The 19,792-nt window shown below is 37.5% G+C and carries 16 protein-coding genes, 1 tRNA gene and 1 other RNA gene; 17 read left to right on the forward strand and 1 reads right to left on the reverse strand.

What is annotated here, in order from left to right; translation table 11 throughout:
* The first annotated feature begins 68 nt into the window (after positions 1–68).
* The 10 genes from E4O01_RS03765 (at position 69) to E4O01_RS03810 (ending at position 10,921) form a co-directional block, all read left to right on the forward strand.
* The gene (locus tag E4O01_RS03765; protein WP_253730173.1) at positions 69–695 is read left to right on the forward strand and encodes a periplasmic-type flagellar collar protein FlbB; all 627 of its coding nucleotides are present in this window, start codon (positions 69–71) and stop codon (positions 693–695) included.
* Between the two features lie 30 nt (positions 696–725).
* Positions 726–2,186, forward strand: a complete 1,461-nt coding sequence (locus tag E4O01_RS03770; protein ID WP_253694522.1) for an MBOAT family O-acyltransferase — start codon at positions 726–728, stop codon at positions 2,184–2,186.
* Positions 2,187–2,199: 13 nt separating this feature from the next.
* Positions 2,200–3,555, forward strand: a complete 1,356-nt coding sequence (locus E4O01_RS03775) for a DUF459 domain-containing protein (RefSeq protein ID WP_253694523.1) — start codon at positions 2,200–2,202, stop codon at positions 3,553–3,555.
* Positions 3,556–3,652: 97 nt separating this feature from the next.
* On the forward strand, positions 3,653–4,507 hold the full coding sequence (gene ispE / locus E4O01_RS03780; protein WP_253694524.1) for a 4-(cytidine 5'-diphospho)-2-C-methyl-D-erythritol kinase: 855 nt from the start codon (positions 3,653–3,655) through the stop codon (positions 4,505–4,507).
* A gap of 65 nt (positions 4,508–4,572) precedes the next feature.
* On the forward strand, positions 4,573–4,860 hold the full coding sequence (gene spoVG, locus E4O01_RS03785) for a septation regulator SpoVG (protein ID WP_253694525.1): 288 nt from the start codon (positions 4,573–4,575) through the stop codon (positions 4,858–4,860).
* A gap of 76 nt (positions 4,861–4,936) precedes the next feature.
* Positions 4,937–5,009: transfer RNA gene (locus E4O01_RS03790), tRNA-Gln, on the forward strand.
* Positions 5,010–5,080: 71 nt separating this feature from the next.
* The gene (locus E4O01_RS03795) at positions 5,081–5,710 is read left to right on the forward strand and encodes a 50S ribosomal protein L25 (RefSeq protein ID WP_253694526.1); all 630 of its coding nucleotides are present in this window, start codon (positions 5,081–5,083) and stop codon (positions 5,708–5,710) included.
* Between the two features lie 111 nt (positions 5,711–5,821).
* Positions 5,822–7,186, forward strand: a complete 1,365-nt coding sequence (gene tilS / locus E4O01_RS03800; RefSeq protein ID WP_253694527.1) for a tRNA lysidine(34) synthetase TilS — start codon at positions 5,822–5,824, stop codon at positions 7,184–7,186.
* Between the two features lie 2 nt (positions 7,187–7,188).
* Complete coding sequence (locus tag E4O01_RS03805) at positions 7,189–9,225, forward strand: tetratricopeptide repeat protein (protein WP_253694528.1); 2,037 nt, start codon at positions 7,189–7,191, stop codon at positions 9,223–9,225.
* Entirely contained in the window at positions 9,218–10,921 is a 1,704-nt protein-coding gene (locus E4O01_RS03810; protein WP_253694529.1) for a S1C family serine protease, read from the forward strand. The genes E4O01_RS03805 and E4O01_RS03810 overlap by 8 nt, the downstream gene beginning before the upstream one ends.
* Positions 10,922–10,934: 13 nt before the next feature.
* Here E4O01_RS03810 and E4O01_RS03815 read toward each other — a convergent pair whose 3' ends face one another.
* The gene (locus E4O01_RS03815) at positions 10,935–12,179 is read right to left on the reverse strand and encodes a S41 family peptidase (RefSeq protein WP_253694530.1); all 1,245 of its coding nucleotides are present in this window, start codon (positions 12,177–12,179) and stop codon (positions 10,935–10,937) included.
* A 133-nt stretch (positions 12,180–12,312) separates the two neighbouring features.
* On the opposite strand from E4O01_RS03815, the gene E4O01_RS03820 reads away from it, so the two are divergent.
* From E4O01_RS03820 to E4O01_RS03850, 7 genes are all read left to right on the forward strand, one after another.
* The gene (locus tag E4O01_RS03820) at positions 12,313–12,768 is read left to right on the forward strand and encodes a PepSY-like domain-containing protein (protein WP_253694531.1); all 456 of its coding nucleotides are present in this window, start codon (positions 12,313–12,315) and stop codon (positions 12,766–12,768) included.
* Positions 12,769–12,925: 157 nt separating this feature from the next.
* On the forward strand, positions 12,926–14,713 hold the full coding sequence (gene dnaG / locus E4O01_RS03825; RefSeq protein WP_253694532.1) for a DNA primase: 1,788 nt from the start codon (positions 12,926–12,928) through the stop codon (positions 14,711–14,713).
* The gene (gene rpoD / locus E4O01_RS03830) at positions 14,706–16,568 is read left to right on the forward strand and encodes an RNA polymerase sigma factor RpoD (RefSeq protein ID WP_253694533.1); all 1,863 of its coding nucleotides are present in this window, start codon (positions 14,706–14,708) and stop codon (positions 16,566–16,568) included. Before dnaG ends, rpoD begins: the two co-directional genes overlap by 8 nt.
* Before the next feature lie 29 nt (positions 16,569–16,597).
* Complete coding sequence (locus tag E4O01_RS03835; protein ID WP_253694534.1) at positions 16,598–17,428, forward strand: zinc ribbon domain-containing protein; 831 nt, start codon at positions 16,598–16,600, stop codon at positions 17,426–17,428.
* A gap of 8 nt (positions 17,429–17,436) precedes the next feature.
* Positions 17,437–17,782, forward strand: an RNA gene (rnpB, locus tag E4O01_RS03840) — RNase P RNA component class A.
* An 18-nt stretch (positions 17,783–17,800) separates the two neighbouring features.
* Positions 17,801–18,736, forward strand: coding sequence for a tetratricopeptide repeat protein (locus E4O01_RS03845; RefSeq protein ID WP_371819612.1), 936 nt, complete (start codon positions 17,801–17,803; stop codon positions 18,734–18,736).
* Positions 18,737–18,753: 17 nt separating this feature from the next.
* Entirely contained in the window at positions 18,754–19,788 is a 1,035-nt protein-coding gene (locus E4O01_RS03850) for a rod shape-determining protein (RefSeq protein ID WP_253694536.1), read from the forward strand.
* Positions 19,789–19,792 lie beyond the last annotated feature (4 nt).

A 19,792-nucleotide genomic window follows, 5' to 3' on the forward strand; every position in this document is an offset into this window, starting at 1 on the left:
GTTCGGCACAAATGGTGCCTTGCTGTTTATCTGACGAGTTTTAAAAAATTTTTATGGGGGTAAAAGTTTTGAGAAGAAGCGGAACTATAGGAAGAATTATTGTTCTTTTAATATTGATTATTTTACTCATATTCGGAGGCCTATTGTGGTTTGATTATTTAGGCCTAATCAGCTCAAGGAGCCTTTTTTCTCCCGTTTACTCCCTTTTCGGTCTAAAAACTGCTGAGGGCATTGCTCCATTAGATGCCGATGATATGGCAAATTTAGAAAATGACCGTTACGAAAAACGCCTTTTAGCTTTAGAAGTGCGTTCGCAAGAATTGGATAAACGGGAAGAAGATGTTCAATCCAAAGAAAATGAACACAAACAAATAGCTGAGGAACTGGATGACCGCAGGGCTGCTATTGAAGAAAAAGAAAAAAATTATAACCTTTTAGTGGTGGAACGGGATGCCCGTGAGGCAAACATAGTTCAAATAGCCAAATATATAAACGGTATGGTTCCCGAAAAAGCTGTTGACAATCTTCTTTCCATGGATGATCAGGATGTAATAGATGTGCTTAGGGCTGTAGAAAGGTTAGCTGCAGAAGAAGGTAAAAATTCTTCAGTAGCTTATTGGTTTTCTTTGATGCCTCCTGCACGTGCAGCTGAGATTCAGCGTAAGATGGCAAACAAACCGGTAACATTTCCGTAATGGAAATTTGTTGATTTATAAAAAGTAAAGATGTTTTTCCCGACAATTTCTTTTGCCGTTTTTTTTCTCTCAGTCTTTTTTTTGTATTGGTATGTTTTTAGGCAAGAAAAAGAGCGTAAAATTCTTTTGACTGCTGCTTCTTATTTCTTTTATGCAATGTGGGATTGGCGTTTTTGTATCCTGCTTTTTATTTTTACTCTTGTAAACTATTTTTACGGCTTTCTCCTCGATAAAGAAAAAAATTATGCGCCCAGAAAAGCTATCGTTATTATAATCTGCGTGCTGGACATTTTATATCTCGGATTTTTTAAATATCTATACGGATTACTTTCATACTTAAACCAATTTTTCCCCGGTATGTATGAAGCTTCTCCTTTTTTAGCATGGTCTCTTTTGATTCCTGTCGGAATTTCTTATTATACATTCCGTTGTATGAGTTATGTATTCGATATCTATCTTTGTAAGATAAGGCATGTCAAATCTTTTTGGGACCTTTTACTTTATGTATCGTTTTTTCCCCAATTATCTTCAGGCCCAATTGTTCAGGCCGAATATTTTTTTAAAGATCTGCCAAGAGCTCTCAACTGCGATAATGAAAAAGGGGTAAAACCTATAGCCTTTGATCATGCAATCGTTCTTTTAATTTCAGGTTTATATAAAAAAATGATAATTTCTAATTTTTTAACCATCCTTGTGACAGATAAAATTTTTGCTAATCCTTCGTTTTATAATACATGGGAACTTATTTTTGGTGTACTATGTTATACGATTATTATCTATGCCGATTTTTCGGGCTATACCGATATGGCGATAGGTATAGGAATTCTTTTAGGTTTTAATACACCTGCCAATTTTAACCGGCCCTATCTTTCAAAATCGATTACCGAGTTTTGGAGAAGATGGCATATAAGTTTTTCTTCATGGCTTCGCGATTATCTGTATTTCGGTCTAGGAGGTTCGCGTTTCGGGCTTGCCCGGACTCTCTTTGCTCTTTTTTTTACCATGGTCATTGCCGGTTTTTGGCACGGAGCTTCATGGACTTTTTTAATCTGGGGCACCATGCAGGGAACAATGCTGTGTATCGAAAAGATAATTTCCGAAAAGAAAAAAGCTATGTTTCTTGAAGAAGAAGTTTCGGTTCCGAAAAACAAATTAAATAGAATTGCTTTTTTAAAAATTCTATCGGTCTTTATTTTTATAAATATCAGCTGGCTTGTGTTTTTTTCGCCGTCACTTTCAGAGTTGGGATTGTATTTAAAATCTCTCGGCAATATTTCAAAGCCTTTTCAAATTATAAGGCCTTTTATTCTGTTGGTATTTTTTGCAGGTCTTATTTTGCAGCTTCCTTCAGAAAATTTAAGAAAAAAAGCTTTTACGATATATAACCGGCTTCCGATGATTATTAAGGTAGTTATTACCGTGAGTTTCTTATCCGTTCTTTACACGGTTTCTACTTCCGGTATTCCTCCTTTTATTTATTTTGCATTCTAGGTAAAAACGGTATATGAAACTACAAGATACAATAAAAAAAATAAATGACGTTTTTTCTCTTAAAAGTAAAAAAAAGATTTTTTATTCTGCCAACAAAAGTATTTTGTTTTTTTTGATTTGTATTTTTCTTTTTATGCTGCTTTTAGGAAGGTCTTTAAAAAATTTTTCATCCAAAATAAAAAATCCTTATGCCTCTAAAATATTTGAGGTATGTGTCAAGCCTGTTTCAGACTTATCGCAAAAACTTAAAATTGATAATTTTATTCCTTCGGCAAGAGTCTTTTTTTTAAGGTATGCAGGTTTAGAAGGATTGAGCGATTGGGACTCTTTTTATTATATGGGTACTGCCGAACCAGCCAATGAAGAAAGAATTTCGGCATTGAAAAATCTTGGAGAAACTGAAGTCTTATTGCCGGATGAAAGGATTGCGGTAGAAAATCTTGAAAAAACGGAAGATACCGAAATCGTAAAAAAAATGATGGAAGAGCTTGAAGCAAAACTCCAAAATATGAATACTCTATTGGATAGTTTAAAAAACATTGAAGCCGCCAGAATTGCCGAACTTGAAAAAATAAGGCTTGAGAAAAAAGCTTTGGAGTTAAAAAAGGAAGATACTCCTCAAACTGCTATTAAAGATGACGTTAAAGAAGAAGAATCAAATGAGGAACCGGTTGAGGAACCTAAAAAAGTTTATACTTATAATACGGAAAAACCCTTGCGTATCCTAATGATAGGAGATTCTCAAATGCACAGTATTGCAGCAGGTTTTTTAAGGCTTACAGGCCAAAACTCTTCCGTAAGGGTAAAAGAAATTTCGGTTCACTCTTCAGGCTTTATAAGAAGCGATTATTATAACTGGCCCAAAAAGCTAAAAAACGTATTTGCCGACAGCAAAAATGACCCATTCGATATTGCCGTTATTTTTTTAGGTATGAACGACTATCAGAACTTTTATGCCGACAATGGAAAAGTCTTGGTAAAGGAAACCGAGAACTGGGAATCGGCCTATAAAGAAAAAATAAAAACACATCTGGATATCTTATTTGAAAACACAAAAAAAGTGTATTGGCTGGGTATGCCGATTGTCCGGGATAAAATATACAATGCTCAATTGCTGTATATTGACGGCTTGCAAAAAAAAATTGCCTCCGAATATTCCGAAACCATACTTAATAAATTCTCCTTAAGCGGTATCGCTCCCGGAGAAGGAGTTCCATACAGTGATACGGTCAAAACGGCTTCAGGTAAAAAAATAAGGCTCATGAAAGATGACGGTCATCACTACACAATTTCCGGCGGCGAATATGTTATGACTTCATTTTTAGAGCAGCTCTATAAAGATTGGGATGTAGAACCCTGCACGCCTTAATTATACCCTAAAACTGCTTAAAATGCTCTCATAATTTAAATAAATTTCCCTTATTTTCTATTGACAAAACTTTATAATTAGGTATAATGCTTAGGACATGATTAAAAGTGCGATTAGCCTTGAGGCTCATGCAAAAATTAATCTGCATTTGGAAGTTTTAGGGAAGAGAAAGGATGGATTTCACAACATTGTGAGTGTTTTTTCTCCTGTTTCCCTTGCCGATGAACTTTTAATGCAAAGAATGCCGGATAAAAAGGTATGTGAGGTGTTGTCGCCGTTGGCTGAACTGCCTGTAGAAAACACTATCACAAAGACTTATGAAGAATTTAAAAACTTTACCGGTATTTCGGACGGCGTTTCAGTCAGGATTCTAAAAAAAATACCTGAAGGAGCCGGTCTCGGAGGAGGTTCTTCCGATGCTGCTGCCGTTTTGCTGGGACTCAACGATATGTTTTCTGCCGGTTTACGGAAAGAAGACCTAAAAACTATCGCTTTGAAAATAGGGAGTGATGTTCCGTTTTTTTTGGAGAACGGGGCTGCCATTGTAAAAGGTCGAGGAGAAGAGATAAAAAGAGTATCTCTTTCTTCAAACTATTTTGGAATTTTACTTTATCCCGAAATAAAGAGTTCGACACCTAAGGCATACAGCCTTTTAGGCCGCAGCGAATCGGATATTGTGGACTCGGCTTTTAATCCTGAGCTTTTTTGCGGCAAAGATTGCCGTGAATGGCCTTTTTTTAACAGCTTTGAGGATGTTCTTTTTGTTGAATATCCTGAGATAAAAAAGGCAAAACTAGACCTTTTGACTTACGGAGCCGATTTCGCTCTTATGAGCGGTGCAGGTTCTTCTGTTTTTGGGCTTTTTAAAGATGAAAAAACCGTAAAAAATGCTTATTTAAAGCTTTTTACCGAATATCCAATATGTTTTTTCTTCTTGTTACTTGCGTTCTGATAGAAAGCGTAGTAAAATATTGGTAGGTAGAATATTGCCGATATTATTATGCAAGGAGGACGCCGATGGAAATTACAGAAGTCCGTATTCAGAGAGTTAGTCCCGGGAATAGTTTAAAAGCTTATGCTAATGTTACTTTTGATGATTGCTTTGTCCTTCATAATGTAAGAGTGATTGAAGGAAACGACGGTTTGTACATTGGAATGCCGAGCCGTAAGTTGAGTAATGGTGAGTTTAAAAATATAGCTCACCCAATCACATCCGAATTTAGGGAGAAGATGACAAAGGCTGTTTTGGAGGTGTATGAAAAAACACCTGCTCTTACTGAGCAAGTTGCAGAAACAGCTACATAGTCATGGCAATCGATTTCTTAAGTAATGTTTTTTCTATGATTTGGATACAATTGTGCTTTTGCTTTTGTATATATTTTGGGACGTCGGCAAGTGGTAAGCCAACGGCTTTTGGTGCCGTCATTCCGTAGGTTCGAATCCTACCGTCCCAGTATTAAGTCCGCTTTTTTAATAGCGAACTTGTTGCAAACTAAATAATTGGTAGTAGAGGAGTTCTGGGGTTATGGAACAGAGACTGTTAAATGCAAATGAAAGATCGACATACGGTAAAAGTGCCGCTGTTAAAATGAGAAAATCGGGACGAATTCCTGCAGTAATGTATGATAGGCACGGCAAATCCGTTTCTCTTGATGTTGATGAAAGAGAATTTATGAAGCTTTTTAAGGTTGTTACCGAAAGTACTATAGTAACATTGAGTGCATCCGGAAAAGATTATGAAGTTTTTATTAAGGATTTTCAGCATGATATTGTTAACGATAGGATTATGCATGTCGATTTTTATGAAGTAGAAAGAGGAAAGGCTTTACGCACAAAGGTAAAGATTAGACTTGAAGGTTCTCCTGAAGGAGTACGCCATGGCGGTATTCTTGAAACAGGTATTACCGAACTCGAACTTGAGTGCTTGCCCAAAGATTTGCCTCCCAGAATTATTGTTGATGTTTCAGCTTTGGATGTAAACCAATCGCTTCATGTAAGGGATATTAAACTTCCTGAAGCCGTTACGGTTTTAACGAGCGACGATATAACCGTTGCCGCCGTCAAATTTGCTGCTGCTGAAACTACTGCTCCTGCTGCTGAAGCCGAAGGCGAAGGCCAAGAAGCTGCTCCTGCCGCTTCTGAAGAAGCCAAATAAATTTTTAACTTTATTTATAAACTAATAGCCTTCCGACTTGTTTGCTTTTAAGTTCGGAAGGCTTTTTCATTTGCTGTTGACCATTTTCACAAATTATGTAAAATCTATGGTATGTCAAGATCGTTTTTAAAAAAAGTACTGCATAGCTTTTACTCTGCGGCCGGTAAAAAATCTTCCGAAGGCCTAAGGTTATTGCTTGCCGTTTCAGGCGGTGCCGATTCTATGGCAATGCTTTCGGCTTTTTTGGAATTAAAAACGATTTTAAATGCCGAGATTTTTGTATTAACCGTAAACCACAATATACGGCCCGAAAAAGAAACCTTAGGCGATGCCGAATTTGTTTTGAACTTTTGCAAAAATAAGTGCCCATGTTTTCTGGCCGAAATTCCCAAAAATAAAATATTTGAAGAAGCCGGAATTAGAAAAATGGGAATTGAAGATGCTGCCCGTTTTTTACGCTATAATGAGTTTGAAAAAAACGCAGCTTCTATCGAAGCCGATTATATTTTGACTGCTCACAATAAAAACGATTATTATGAAACCGTTTTGATGAGATTTTTTCAAGGATCGGAGCCTGAGTCTCTTATGGGAATTTCTCCTAAACGCGGAAAATTTATAAGACCTATGCTTGATATCGGCAGATTTGAAATAGAGGAATATTTAAAAGAACAGAATGTGCCGTGGAGAGAAGATTCGACCAATATGGAAAATTCTTATCTTCGAAACAAGATTCGGCACAATCTTGTACCTGCCTTGAATATCTGTTTTGACGGCTGGCAAAGCGGTTTAGATAAAAGTTTAACTAAGATTAAAATGCTGAACGATTTTGTCCTTCAGGCTCATAAAACGAAAAAAGAAAAATGGATATTGGAAAAAGACCCAAAAGGAAAACTTTATTGCCGATGCAGCCTTCTTTTTTTTGTAAACCTTGAAGAAGCATTAAAACTTAAATTTCTTCAAGAAGGTCTCATTCTTTTAAAAGGGAAAAGAAGAATTCCTTACTCGGTTTTCGATGATTTGATGAAAATTTCACATAAAAAAAAGATAATTTATTCAGGCGGATTTTGCATAAAAAATGAAGAAAACAATATCCTTCTTTTTAAGGCCGCAAAAGAGGTTGAAGATGCGGAACTCTTTTATTCCGTTTGGATCGATAAACCTTGCGATTTTAATACTCCTGCCGGAAATTTTAAGGCCGTAAAAAAAGATGAAGGCTTTTTTTTGATTCACGAGAGCGACAAAACTTGCGGTATAGGCCCGTTTAAACCTCCTTTTTGTGTGCGCTCACGTCTTTTTGGAGACGAAATTCAAACATCTTCCGGCTCAAAAAAATCGGTAAAAAAAATTATAAATGAATGGAATATAACCTATGAAAAACGGAATATTTTGCCGATAATAGAGGAGAGTGGTGTAGTTAAAGGGATATACGGAGCCTCTTTCGGTAAAAAAAATTGGTATGTTGTAGGAGTGGAGTAAAAATGACATCCTGTAAATTTTATGATTTTAAACTCAAATATAAGATTTTAGCCTTTTTTCTTTTGATTTTTATGGGGCTTTATGCAAATCAAACCGAAGGTGTAAATTTATCTGCCGCTCTTTCATGCTTACAGAATTCGGCCAGACTTTTTACCGAAGAAAAATGGAAAGAAGCCTTATTTGAAGCCCAGCTCGGCGAAGTTTATGATCCGAAAACTGCCGATTTTTTATATATTCAGGCTGTATGCAGTTTAAAATTAAAGATGCCCAATGCAGATATTTTAGACAAAGCTGAAGCCTCTTGTGCCGACGGAATGATTTGGCGTTTATACGACATAAATGCCGGCCGTTTATTGGCAGCTCAAGTTAATGCCGGAATGCTGAAATACGGAGAAGCTTTAAAACTTGTAAACAGTCTGCCCTTTGAATCGGCTGAGGGGGATTATGTAAAGGCCGATGCTCTTTACGGCTTGGGGCGGCATGATGAAGCAAAACGTTTAATCTCCGACGCTCTTGACCGCTGGGCATTTGATTCCCGCTTTGCAAAATTGTTCTTTTTAAAAGAACGCGGTAAAAAGGTAAGTTTATTCGGGAAAAAATTGGCTGAGCATATAATCTCTCGTCTTTATGTGTGGCAGGATGAGGATCCTTCTCTTCTTCTGCTTGCAAGTCCTTTCGAAACAAAATCTGAAGATAATATCAGACGTTTAAAATTATACAGAGGAATGTATCTTCCTTTTACCGAATCTCATGATCTTTCGGATCTATACAACCGCTCATATTCTACACTGCTTTGTTTAAGATACGGTATAATCGATGAGCAAACTGCCGTACACGAATTTTTGTCGGCTAAAGTGTATTATTTTAATCCCATTCAAAAAGAATATCTTCTCACTCCGGCCATGTATGAATCTCATTTGGTTGAACTTTTACGCTTGGTTGTAAATTCCGGATTGAGAAATGAACTTAAAAAATTTCTATCCGTTTATGAAGGTTTGATTGTAGATGATGCAAACGGAGATTTGATTATCGATTCTAAAATTTACTATGAAAACGGCAGACCTTGGTGTGCGGAATTCGATACTTTTCAAACAGGTTATCCCGAATATACCGTAGAATGCAATTTTGGAATTCCCTCGGTAATTCATGGTAAAAAAAATGAATACTCGGCGTCTTATGATGCTTATCCTGCCGTGAAAATTTTTACAAAAAACAATAAAAAATATACGATGCGGCCTCTCGATTTAAACTGGTCGCCGATAGAATTAAAAGAACTGGATTTAAAACTATATAATATCACCCAAAAGCAAAATTCCTTTTTTTCGTTAAAAGTCGATAAAAATGTTAGAACGCCCGGTGAGGGAACTCTTATTTATTCTTCTGCATTTTCCGAAGAAACTACATCCTACATGGACGGAGGAATAAAGAAAGTATTTTTCGATAAAGGTATTCCTATAAAGGCGGAAGTTACTGTATATGGAGGAGTATATTCTCAAACCAATTACAGAAACGGCCGGCCGGTTTATGAGCATGTAGATAAAAACGGAGACGGTTATTTTGAAACAAGGATTGAATATAATTCGAATGAAACATTAAAGCGGATAGATATAGATTTAAATAAAAATAAACTTTATGAATATTCCGAGCATTATGAAAAAAACGGATCGGTTGCAAAATTTTGGGATAGTGATGAAGACGGAGTTTTTGAGATTAAACATGTTCAATATGAAAACGGAGATTCTCAAACGGAGTGGATGCATCCGAAATTCAATAAAAAAATACGTGTCAATTTTAAACAAGGTACTCCGGTTAAATTGTTTGACGGAAAGCAAAATCTGACCATTTTACCCACCGATAAGGGGAATTTATTTTGGCTTAAACGAAGTCCTACAAACATCGAAAAAGTCAACGAAAAAATAGTCGAAATATTTAACCAAACGGCTCTTCCGGTTGTTTCGTATATATTCAGTGTAAATGATATTGAAGTTTACGCAGTTCGTTCGGGAGGGTTTATTTTTGCGGAAATTATCAATGAATAAAGTATATATAAGTTGTTTTTTTGTTCTCTTATTGTTTTTTTCTTGTACTTCGACTAAAGAATTTTCATATGTGGATTATTCCGACAGATCCAGCGTATTGTATCAAGTTGAATATACCGAAAAACTTTTAAAATCAGGTGAGATAACTCAAGCTTTAATCCGTTCCCAAATTCTTTGTCGCAATACAAAAGATTTTAAAGAAGTTGATGATTTAAACTTAAATGCCGTAAAAATGGCGGAAGAGGCTTTTTTTAAAAGTATAGATGAAAAAAATTGGGATGAGGCTGTCCGTTATTTTAGATCCCTTACGGCAATAGGAAAACGTCCGCCGCAGTGGACTGAAGAACGCATTTTCGATGAGATGCGTATTGTATGGAAAAAAAACTCCGATATTCCTCTTTTAAACTTAAAAAACAAGAAAAATCCGGCAGCCGGCGGTTCGGCATCTTTTCCGCAAAATATAGACGATATGATAAAGGGCACTTTGACTGTTTGGGTTGATAAGGGAGCCCGCATACAAAAAGGTTTTGCTTCGCCTGATATAGTTATAGGTTCCGGTTTTTTTATAGACTCCCGCGGCTACTTTATTACCAATTATCATGTTATTCAAAGCGAAGTGGATAAAAAATATAACGGTTATTCAAGGCTTTATATAAAATCTCCCGATAACCCCAATGTAAAAATTCCTGCGAGGGTAGTCGGCTGGGATCCTTTGTTTGACCTTGCATTGGTAAAAACCGAGTATTCTCCCAAATTTATTTTTAATCTTGGTTCTTCAAAAGAATTAAGTGTAGGAAGCCGTATTTATGCGATAGGTTCTCCTGCCGGTTTGGAAAAAACTCTTACTTCGGGTATAGTTTCGGCAAAATACCGCAGGCTTTTTTCGATGGTTGACATAATGCAAATCGATGCTGCCGTCAATCACGGTAATTCGGGTGGCCCTATAGTAGATGATAAGGGTCTTGTTCAAGCTGTAGTATTTGCCGGTCTTGAAAGAAATGAAGGCCTCAATTTTGCAATTCCGGTTGAGCTTTTAAAGGCTGTCCTTCCTGATCTGTATAAGGGAGGAGCTGTAAAACATTCGTGGCTCGGCTGTCACGGGCAAGAACAAAAAGATAATCCTAAGATTGCAAATGGTGTTCCGAACGGAGTTCCGAACGGAGTTCTTGTAAATTATGTCCTCCCTGACGGTCCTTTTTCGATTTCGGGTATCAGTGAAGGTACGGTAATAAAAGAGATTAATGATATACCTGTAAATTCGGTTGAAGAAATACAGGCTAATTTATTGTCTATAGCCCCCGAAACTATTGTTCGTGTCAAAGGATATCAAAAAAATGAAGCCGGTATTTATGAAGAAAAAACTTGGCCGGTTTTATGCGCTCATAGGCCTTTGTATCCGGGAAATTCCGTTTTTAAAAAAGACAGCATTGCAAGGTCGATGCTTCCCGTTTTCGGCTTCAAGCTTGAATCTTTGGGTAAAAGAAATTCCTATAGGGTTGCCGGTGTAATACCCGGCAGTTTCGCTGCTGAAAATTCTTTCGGTATAAACGATTATATTGAGCTTAACGGAAAAAGATGGGATGAGGAAAATGAAGAAGTTATCCATGTACGTATTTATACAAAAAAGGTTAGAGCCGGTTACATGGAAAGTTTTATGGTTTTAAGTGCTTACCTCGATAATCCTTCTTTCTTTTAAAAAAATCGTGATTTTAATTTTTTTCGGATTTTTCTATTATTTCAAGACAGGCCTTTAAAGCATATTGTTGTTTTACAGGATAATCGGGGGCAGTGCCTGTTTCAGCATTATTTGAGCCGTCAGGGTTCATGGTATAAAACATGTCGTATTTTATAAGCATACCACTTTTGGGAAATTTCAGATAGACAGGATGAAGGGGTAATAAGCCCGCTCCGCCTGTATTTTCGCCGACAAGACTTGCAAAGCCTGTCTGCTTACAAAGGGCTGCGAAGGCATCCGAGGCAGAATAGCATTTTCTATTTATAAGCACCCATATTTTTCCGTCAAATTGAAAATCGCTTATTTCAGGCTCTACGGTGTATTCTAAATCATAGGCTTCTTTAAAAGAAGCTGCTTCTTCTTTATTTAAATTTTCCAAGAGCGGTAAATTTTTTCTCTTTGAAATTTTTGCAGGGAAAAGACCTCTATCTCCTTTTAAGAAGAAGGGAAGGTAGCGGTCTGAAAATTCTGAAGGGTTATAAAGAGCAATCATTTTAAAAGTCTTTGCTTCTTTTAACAGAGGAGAAACTAAAAATTTCTTCCATAAAAGGGTATAGCCTCCTCCGTTATCCCTTAAATCTATTATTAAATGTTTATATTTGTTTTTTGTTATTTCTTTTTGATACTTTTTAAAATCATTCCAATCAAAATTTTTTGTAGATAAAAATGTCGGTATTTTTATATAAAAAATATCATCTTTTATTTCTTTAAATAAAAATCGGCCTATATCTTCCGGTTTTTCTTCATGGCCTTGAAGTTTTTGCATATAGTCCGTATTACCGCCCACCCCTTTTTCATAAAAGGTCTCGACTCTTTTATCCTGCTTTATATAGTGAAAATCTTCATCTCTTTTGTCTTCTAAAGAAATTGTTTTAATATCTTTTGTATATGAGCGATAATCTACAATTCCCAAATGTCCGAAAAAATGATTGTCCGTAATTATGGAGCAGATTATATCGTAAAATTGCATATAGTCAATTTCGGTTTTTAGGTTTTTTAGTTTTTCGGCGTAATATGTTTTAATTGATTTTAAATCGGCTCCGTTTTTTATGCATGTATTTTTATTGGGATAACCTGTATCGATAAAATCCCAAAAATATTCGTAATCGGTTTTCATTTCTTTTAAGGGGATAAAACGCTCTTCATCGCTCTTTGAATAATTTGAGCAAGAAAATACCAATAAGCCGAATATAAAAAGTATAAAATATTTTTTTATCATACAATAATTATGAATGATAATTTTTGAATTGTCAAGTTGAATATTTCTTGCCTTTGGCCGGTTATTTTGTTATTATTACATTATCATTCATTCCGTAATGAGATGATAAACCATGTACACTTGGAGGTGTTTTATGAAAAAACAAGCCGGAATTTTTAAAAGGCCCGTTTCTCTTTTTGCAGTATTTTTACTTTTTTGCTCATGTATGCTCTATGGGAAAGATATGCTTATAAACTTTGCCGATTTGCCCGAAAAGGCTCAAAGTTATGTTAAAGCTCATTTTCCCGATGCAAAGCCCGTAAAAGTCGAAAAAGAAAAAGACGGCCTATCGGTAAAGTATGAGCTTAAGCTTGATAACATGATTGATCTTGACTTTAACTCGAAAGGCGAAATCACCGGTATTGACGGGAACTTAAAACTTCCCGATTCCGTTATACCCGAAAAAATTTTAGAATACGTAAAAAAGAATTATCCCGATAACCATATTACCGATTGGAATCTTGAAAAAAAGACCCAAGAAGTTGAGCTTGATAATGGGCTTGAGCTTAAATTCGATTTAAAAGGAAAGTTTTTGAGGATGGATAAATAGAGGGGGAAAGGGAAACTTGTTCTGAAAAAGGGGACATTTTTATTGTGCTAAAATAGGGGACTTTTCTATGGTGCATTGACACCGACCAAACTCTGTGCTTGATTTTTAAGCCTCTTTATAGTAAAATCACTTACCTAAAAAACTTAAGGAGAGTTAAATGCCTAAGATAAGTTCAAAAACAATCGATGCAGTAACCGAAATGACAGATATTGTATCCCTTGTCGAGAACTATACCCGGCTGGAAAAGCGGGGGACAAACTGGTGGGGCTGCTGTCCCTTCCATAACGAAAAAACTCCTTCATTTAATGTTGTTCCCGATAAAAGGATGTATTATTGTTTCGGCTGCCACAAGGGCGGCGGAACCATCAACTTTTTGATGGAGATGGAAAAGCTTTCCTTTACAGAGGCCGTAGAACGGCTTGCAAAAAGTGCAGGTATTGAGGTCATCTATGAGGGAGGGAGCTATGTTCCCGATGAAGGGGCAAAGCTTAAAGACGAAATCTTAGAACTTTACGGCAAGGTTGCAGGCAGCTTTCATTTTCTTTTAACTCAAAATCCTTTGGGGAAAAAAGCCCTCGATTACCTTCTTTCCCGAAATGTTTCTCCCGAAATAATCGAAAAATTTAATCTGGGTTATTCCCCTCAAGACAGACGCTGGCTTCATAGGTTTTTGCTGTCAAAAAATTACTCCGAATCCCTGCTGGAAAAAACCGGTCTTTTTTCTAAAAACTATAAAAATACGGCTTTTTTTTCGGACAGGCTTATGTTTCCGATTTGCGACCGCCATGGGAAGACTATAGCATTCGGAGGCCGTATTTTGGAAGGGGAGGGGCCTAAGTATCTAAACTCTTCCGATATGCCTCAATATAAAAAAGGGGAAACCGTTTTTGCCTTTCATCATGCCTTAGCCGAAATCCGCAAGTCCAAATCGGTAATTTTGTGCGAAGGCTACATGGATGTTTTAGCCTTTTTTCAGGCCGGAATCGAAAATGCCGTAGCACCCTTGGGAACGGCCCTTACCGAAGATCAGGTAAAACTTTTAAAGTCCTTTGCTGAAACTTTTTATCTTGCCTTTGATTCCGATTCGGCGGGGCAGGAGGCTTCCTACAAGGCAATTAAGCTTTGCCGCAGCCTCGGGGTAAATGTACGCGTCTTATACATGAAGGATGGGAAGGACCCTTCCGAAATTTTACAAAAAAAAGGAAAAGACGGCTTGAAATTTCTTTTGGACTGTGCTATAATAGATGATGATTATCTTATACAAATTGCGTCCATGAGGTTTGATATAAGCAGTCCGGAAGGTAAGGCACGAGCTATAGCCTTTTTATTTCCGTATATTGAGGTCTTGGAATCCGATATTCAAAGAGAGTCTGCAATTTCTAAACTTTCATCGGCCTTTGGTGTCAGTCAACAAGCAATTTTCGGCGATTATGTTAACCGCGAAAAAAAAGCTCTAAGGCATATAGTTGACGAAGTAAAACAAAAGCCGGTAGATATAAGAATGAATGCCGAGTTACGATTGGTGCTTGCTGTAGCTGCAAACCCCGATCTGTTTTCCCGTTTGCGTTCCGAATTGAGCTCCGATGATTTTGAGGATTTTTATGCCAGATATTTGTTTATTGTTTTAGAAGAATGTTATAGAGAAGGTGCCTATACTTATGCAAATCTAATGCACAGATGCGGTGAAGAAAAATTAAAGGATATTGTTTCTCAAACAATATCTAAGGGTGAATTCGCCGACAACTCTGAAAAAGTAGTCAGTGACGGCATAAATTTTATAAAACAAAATATTCTGCAAAAACAAAAAGACAAAATTATAGGCAGACTGAGATTATTACATGGAGAAAAGAATATCGATACGGTAAACTTGACAAAAGAACTAATGGAAGAAAAGAAGAGCATCGATATTCAACTAAAAAATTTAAAGGGAAAGGCATATGACTGATCTCGAAAAGAATCCTGCGATTATCAAACTTTTGGAGTATGCCAAAAGAAAGCGCACAATAGGATTGGGTGATCTTGATGATTTATTGCCCGAAGACTTAATGTCTCCGGAAACTATACCTGATATTCTGGATATTTTGGAAGCAGCCGGTGTTCAAATAAAAAATGAAGGGGTATCCGAAGCTAATTCGGAGGCCGATTCCGATTCACAAAACGGACAGGATGAAGATTATCGATTATTGGATGATGAGTATGAAGATGACGATGATGATGATATAAAGACTCCTTATTCCGATGATATTGAAGCTCCGTATGAAGAAAAAGAAAAGCCCAGACATGAGACGGCAAAAAAACTGGTAAGAACTGCTCATGAAGCAGGCGTGGATGATCCCATAAAGCTTTATCTGCAAGAGATAGGCAAAGAAGACCTTTTAACTGCCGATGAAGAAGTTTCTCTTTCGAAAAGCATGGAAGACGGAGAAGCTATCATAAAAAAGGTTATAAAAAACTCGGGTATTTTAATTCCGGAATTCTTCGTAATCGGACAAAAGGCTTTTTCAAAACTTGATCCTGCGGAATCAAATAAACCGCGTAAAGAGTTAAGTGAAGAAATGGCCGAAAAAAAGCGTCTTAAGCAGGTTTACGGCGACAGCTTGAGGAACATATATTCCGAAATAAAGCAATATATGTCTTTAAAAAAGCACTGCTATGACCGTGAAACTCTGGAAAGCTTTTCGGAAAGTCCTGAACTTCAAACTTTGCGGAAGAAGATTTTTAACAGTCTTAAACGTATTCACATTGAATCGGAGGAAATCGAAAAGATTTCGGACCGCTTTATTGAAGCTACCGAAAAGGTGCAGGATTATCAAAATAAAAAAGAGCGAAAAGAAAAACAGCTGGGCATTAAAAGCTATGCCGATTTAAGAAAACTGGGTAAGCGGCTTGCAATTCCTCGGGAAAGAGAAAAGCTCGAAAAAGAACTTAATATTTCGGCAAATGAAGTAAAAGATATTTATACTCAAATTCAGGTATTAACCCGCAAAATTCGCAAGATAGAGTACGATTTTGAGGCGGCCGTTGATGAAGTTATTGAGCTCACTTCCGAAATTAAAAACGGCCAAAGGATGCTTAAAAATGCAAAAGATAAACTTATAAATGCAAACTTGCGTCTTGTCGTTTCGATTGCCAAGAAGTACATCAACAGAGGCTTGCAATTTTTTGATCTTGTACAGGAAGGAAACATCGGGCTTATAAAGGCTGTCGAAAAATTTGAGTATCGAAAAGGTTATAAATTTTCGACCTATGCCACTTGGTGGATAAGGCAGGCTATAACCCGTTCTATTTCGGATCAGGCACGTACAATCCGTGTTCCTGTTCACATGATAGAGCAGATAAATAAGGTAAACAGGGAATCGCGTCAGCTTATGCAAAAACTCGGCCGCGAACCCAATGATGATGAAATAGCATTGCAGCTGGGCTGGTCAATCGAAAAGGTTAAACAGGTTAAAAATGTTGCTAGGGAGCCGATCTCTCTTGAAACGCCTATAGGTGAAGAAGAAGATACCCTTTTGGGAGACTTAATCGAAGATAAGGGTGTTGAAAATCCTTCAAACCGCACGGAACTGACTCTTTTGCAGGAACAGCTTGAAATGGTTCTTTCAAGTTTACCGGAACGTGAACAAGAAGTTTTAAAAATGCGTTTCGGCATCGAGGGCGGCTATCCTCTTACGCTTGAGGAAGTGGGCTTGTATTTTGATGTAACACGCGAAAGAATAAGACAGATAGAAGCAAAGGGATTAAGGCGCTTACGCCATCCCAAACGCAGCAGAAGATTAAAAGATTATCTTGATAATTGATTATTTTGACCATTAAAGGGGTGTAATTTATGGATAATGATGTATTGGAAAAATTGAGAGCTTTGCAGGACATTCTTGCTCGAAAAAACGAGCTTGAAACGGAAATCTTGGATGCGCCCAAGGCTCTTACACAGCAGGAAGAGCTTTTGGAAAAATTAAAATCCGGTTATATCGAAAAAAACAGCGAATATGAAGAGCTGCGCAAGGGTATTGCCGTATTGAAAGCCGATCTTTTTGAAGCTGAGCAAAAAAGAGAAAAAGCCGAAAAGGCAATGGATAATATCGAAACCCAGCGTGAATATGAAATCTTACAAAAAGAAATTGACGATTCTACTGCAAAAACTGAAAATATCCGAAAAGATTTGCAGAGACTTGAGGGTCAGTTTAAGATTTTGGACACGACCATTAAACAAGAAGAGGAACTCATCGAGCAGACCGAAAACGAACTTAAAGAGCATAAGCTCCTTTTGGATTCTGAGGTTGCCGAAAAGCAGGGCAAGGTTGAACATCTGAAAGAAGAGGAAAAAAAACTTTCTCCCGGCCTCAGCGATGAAACTATGTTTAAGTTCGACAGGATTATTAGAAATAAGCAGGGCGTAGGTATTGTTTCCGTTCAAGGGAACGTATGTATGGGATGCCACATGATTTTGCCTGCACAGTTTGTAAATGAGGTCAGATCCGGTCACGATATAAAATTTTGCCCCTATTGCAGCCGAATTTTATTTTATGAAGAATCCGAATTGACGACTGAGCAAGAAGCCTTTTTTAATGATTCCGATATGGGCGGGCTTGCCGACTTGGACGATTTATCGAATGATGACTTTCTTTCAAGTTTTGGAGGCGATAAAGACGAAGATTAGATAATTTTGGGATTAAAGGAACCGCTGCTTTTGCAGAGGAAAGTCCGGACTCCTTCGGAAACGATGCCGGCTAACGGCCGGGGAACGAAAACAAAAGTTTTTGTTCACAGACAGTGCAACAGAAAGAAAACCGCCGCGTTTTGCGGTAAGGGTGAAAGGGCGGGGTAAGAGCCCACCGCGTTTTCGGCAACGGAAACGGCAATGTAAACCTCATCGGGAGCAAGGTTAAGCAGTAAAGAATCTCCGATTCTTAATTTACGGGTTAACCGCGATAAAAGCCTGCTGCAAAGCAGGCTTAAGAAAGATGGTTCCGTCTGTTTTACAGAAACAGAATCCGGCTTATTAATCCCTTTTTTTAAAGGTATTGAAAATATGGAATATGGAAAAGAACGGCCGCATAAAAATTTCTCGAATAAAAAAAGAAGCATAAAAAAAATCTTTATATTTTTTCTTTTGCTTTTATGTTTAATTTCAGCCGTTTATTTTTTATATATCTATAGAAAAAATTATGCGGGGATACCTTCGATGAAAGAAGTGTATGCCGACTGGTCCGAAAAAAATTACGAAAATGTATATCAAAAAACCGAGACCATTTTAAAAAGAAGAGCCTATGATGGAGAAGCTCTCGCTTTGAGAGGGTTTGCCGCTTATTATATCTTTGCCGAGCAAACCGATTTTTCCGTAAGCTATTCGTATTTAAACGATTCCATTTTGAATTTGAGACAGGCTCTTTACTGTGTTTCAAAGTCCCAGCAAGCTAAGATTGCTTATGTTTTGGGAAAAGCTTACTATCAAAAAGGTTATTATTATGCAGACCTTGCTCTAAAATATCTGGATATTGCATATAATTCAGGTGAAAAATTTAAGGACTTATCCGAGTTTAGAGGAATGTCGGCTTCCGTTTTGGGAGACCCGGAAAGAGCTATAGATGCGTTTACAGAGGCTCTTTCGGATAATCCTTCGGATTTACTTTTTTTCGCTCTTGCGGAAAATTATGTTAAAATTTCGGATAAGCAAAATGCAAAGTTGTATTTATTCGAAACAATCGGTAAAACTAAAGATACACTTTTAGAATTAAAATGCCGATACTTATTGGGTAGTTTATTTCTTGAAGAAAATAAGATAGAAGATGCATTAAAAGAATTTAATACTATCCTTGAAAAAGATATGACATCTGCCGACGCTCATTACGGCTTGGGTGTTATATACGAACTTCAAGGAGATATGATAAAAGCTCGTGCCGAATGGCGGAAGGCTCTTAAATTTGATCCGCTTCATTCAAACACACGGGCTAAACTAAATTTATAAAAACTTTGGGGGATTAGATGGGCTTTTTTAAAAGATTTTCGACAGATATAGGAATAGATTTGGGTACATGTAATACCATTATCTATGTTAACGGAAAGGGTATCGTTGTAAATGAACCATCGGTTGTTGCCGTTGAAAGAGGAACAAAAAGAGTTGTGGCTGTCGGTTCCGAAGCTAAAAGAATGCTTTGGAAGACTCCGGGAAATATTGTGGCTATCCGCCCTTTAAAAGACGGTGTTATTGCCGACATGGATACGACCGAAAAAATGATTCGTTATTTCGTTTCTAAGATTTTACCCAAGCACCGCTTGATAAAGCCCAGAATGGTTATAGGTATTCCAAGCTGCATCACCGATGTTGAAAGCGGTGCAGTTTATGAAAGCGCCATGAAGGCAGGTGCCGGAGAGGTAAAAGTTTTGGAAGAATCCTTGGTTGCTGCAATAGGTGCAAATATTCCTATTCATGAACCTGCAGGAAACATGGTTTGCGATATCGGCGGAGGTACTACCGAGGTTTCGGTTATTTCGCTTTGCGGTATGGTTGTAACAAACGCCATCCGCGTAGGAGGCGATGAGTTTGATCAAGCCATAATTAAGCATGTCCGCTCCGTTGACAACCTTATAATCGGAGAACAAACTGCCGAAAGGGTAAAGATCAGCATAGGAAATGCTTCTCCCGAAAAGACAATCGAAAAAGTTGAGATTAAGGGCACGGATGCCATAACCGGTCTTCCCCGCCGATTGGAAATTGACTCTGTTGAGGTGCGCGAAGCCTTAAAAGAACCCGTTACGCAGATTGTCGAAGAGATTAAAAGGACTTTAGCTCAAACTCCGCCTGAACTTACGGCCGATATTGTTGAAAGAGGTATTGTAATGACGGGAGGCGGCTCCTTATTAAAAGGCCTTCCTAAACTTATAGCTAAAGAAGCCCGTGTTCCGGTAATTTTGGCCGAAAATCCTATGGACTGCGTTGCAATAGGCGCCGGAAGATATTATGAAGTATTTAGAGATATGACTGTTGACCGCAGCCTATATGACAGCTTAAATAACTAAGACG

It is taken from the genome of Treponema sp. OMZ 790 (genome assembly GCF_024181285.1).
In the GTDB taxonomy this organism is placed as follows: domain Bacteria; phylum Spirochaetota; class Spirochaetia; order Treponematales; family Treponemataceae; genus Treponema_B.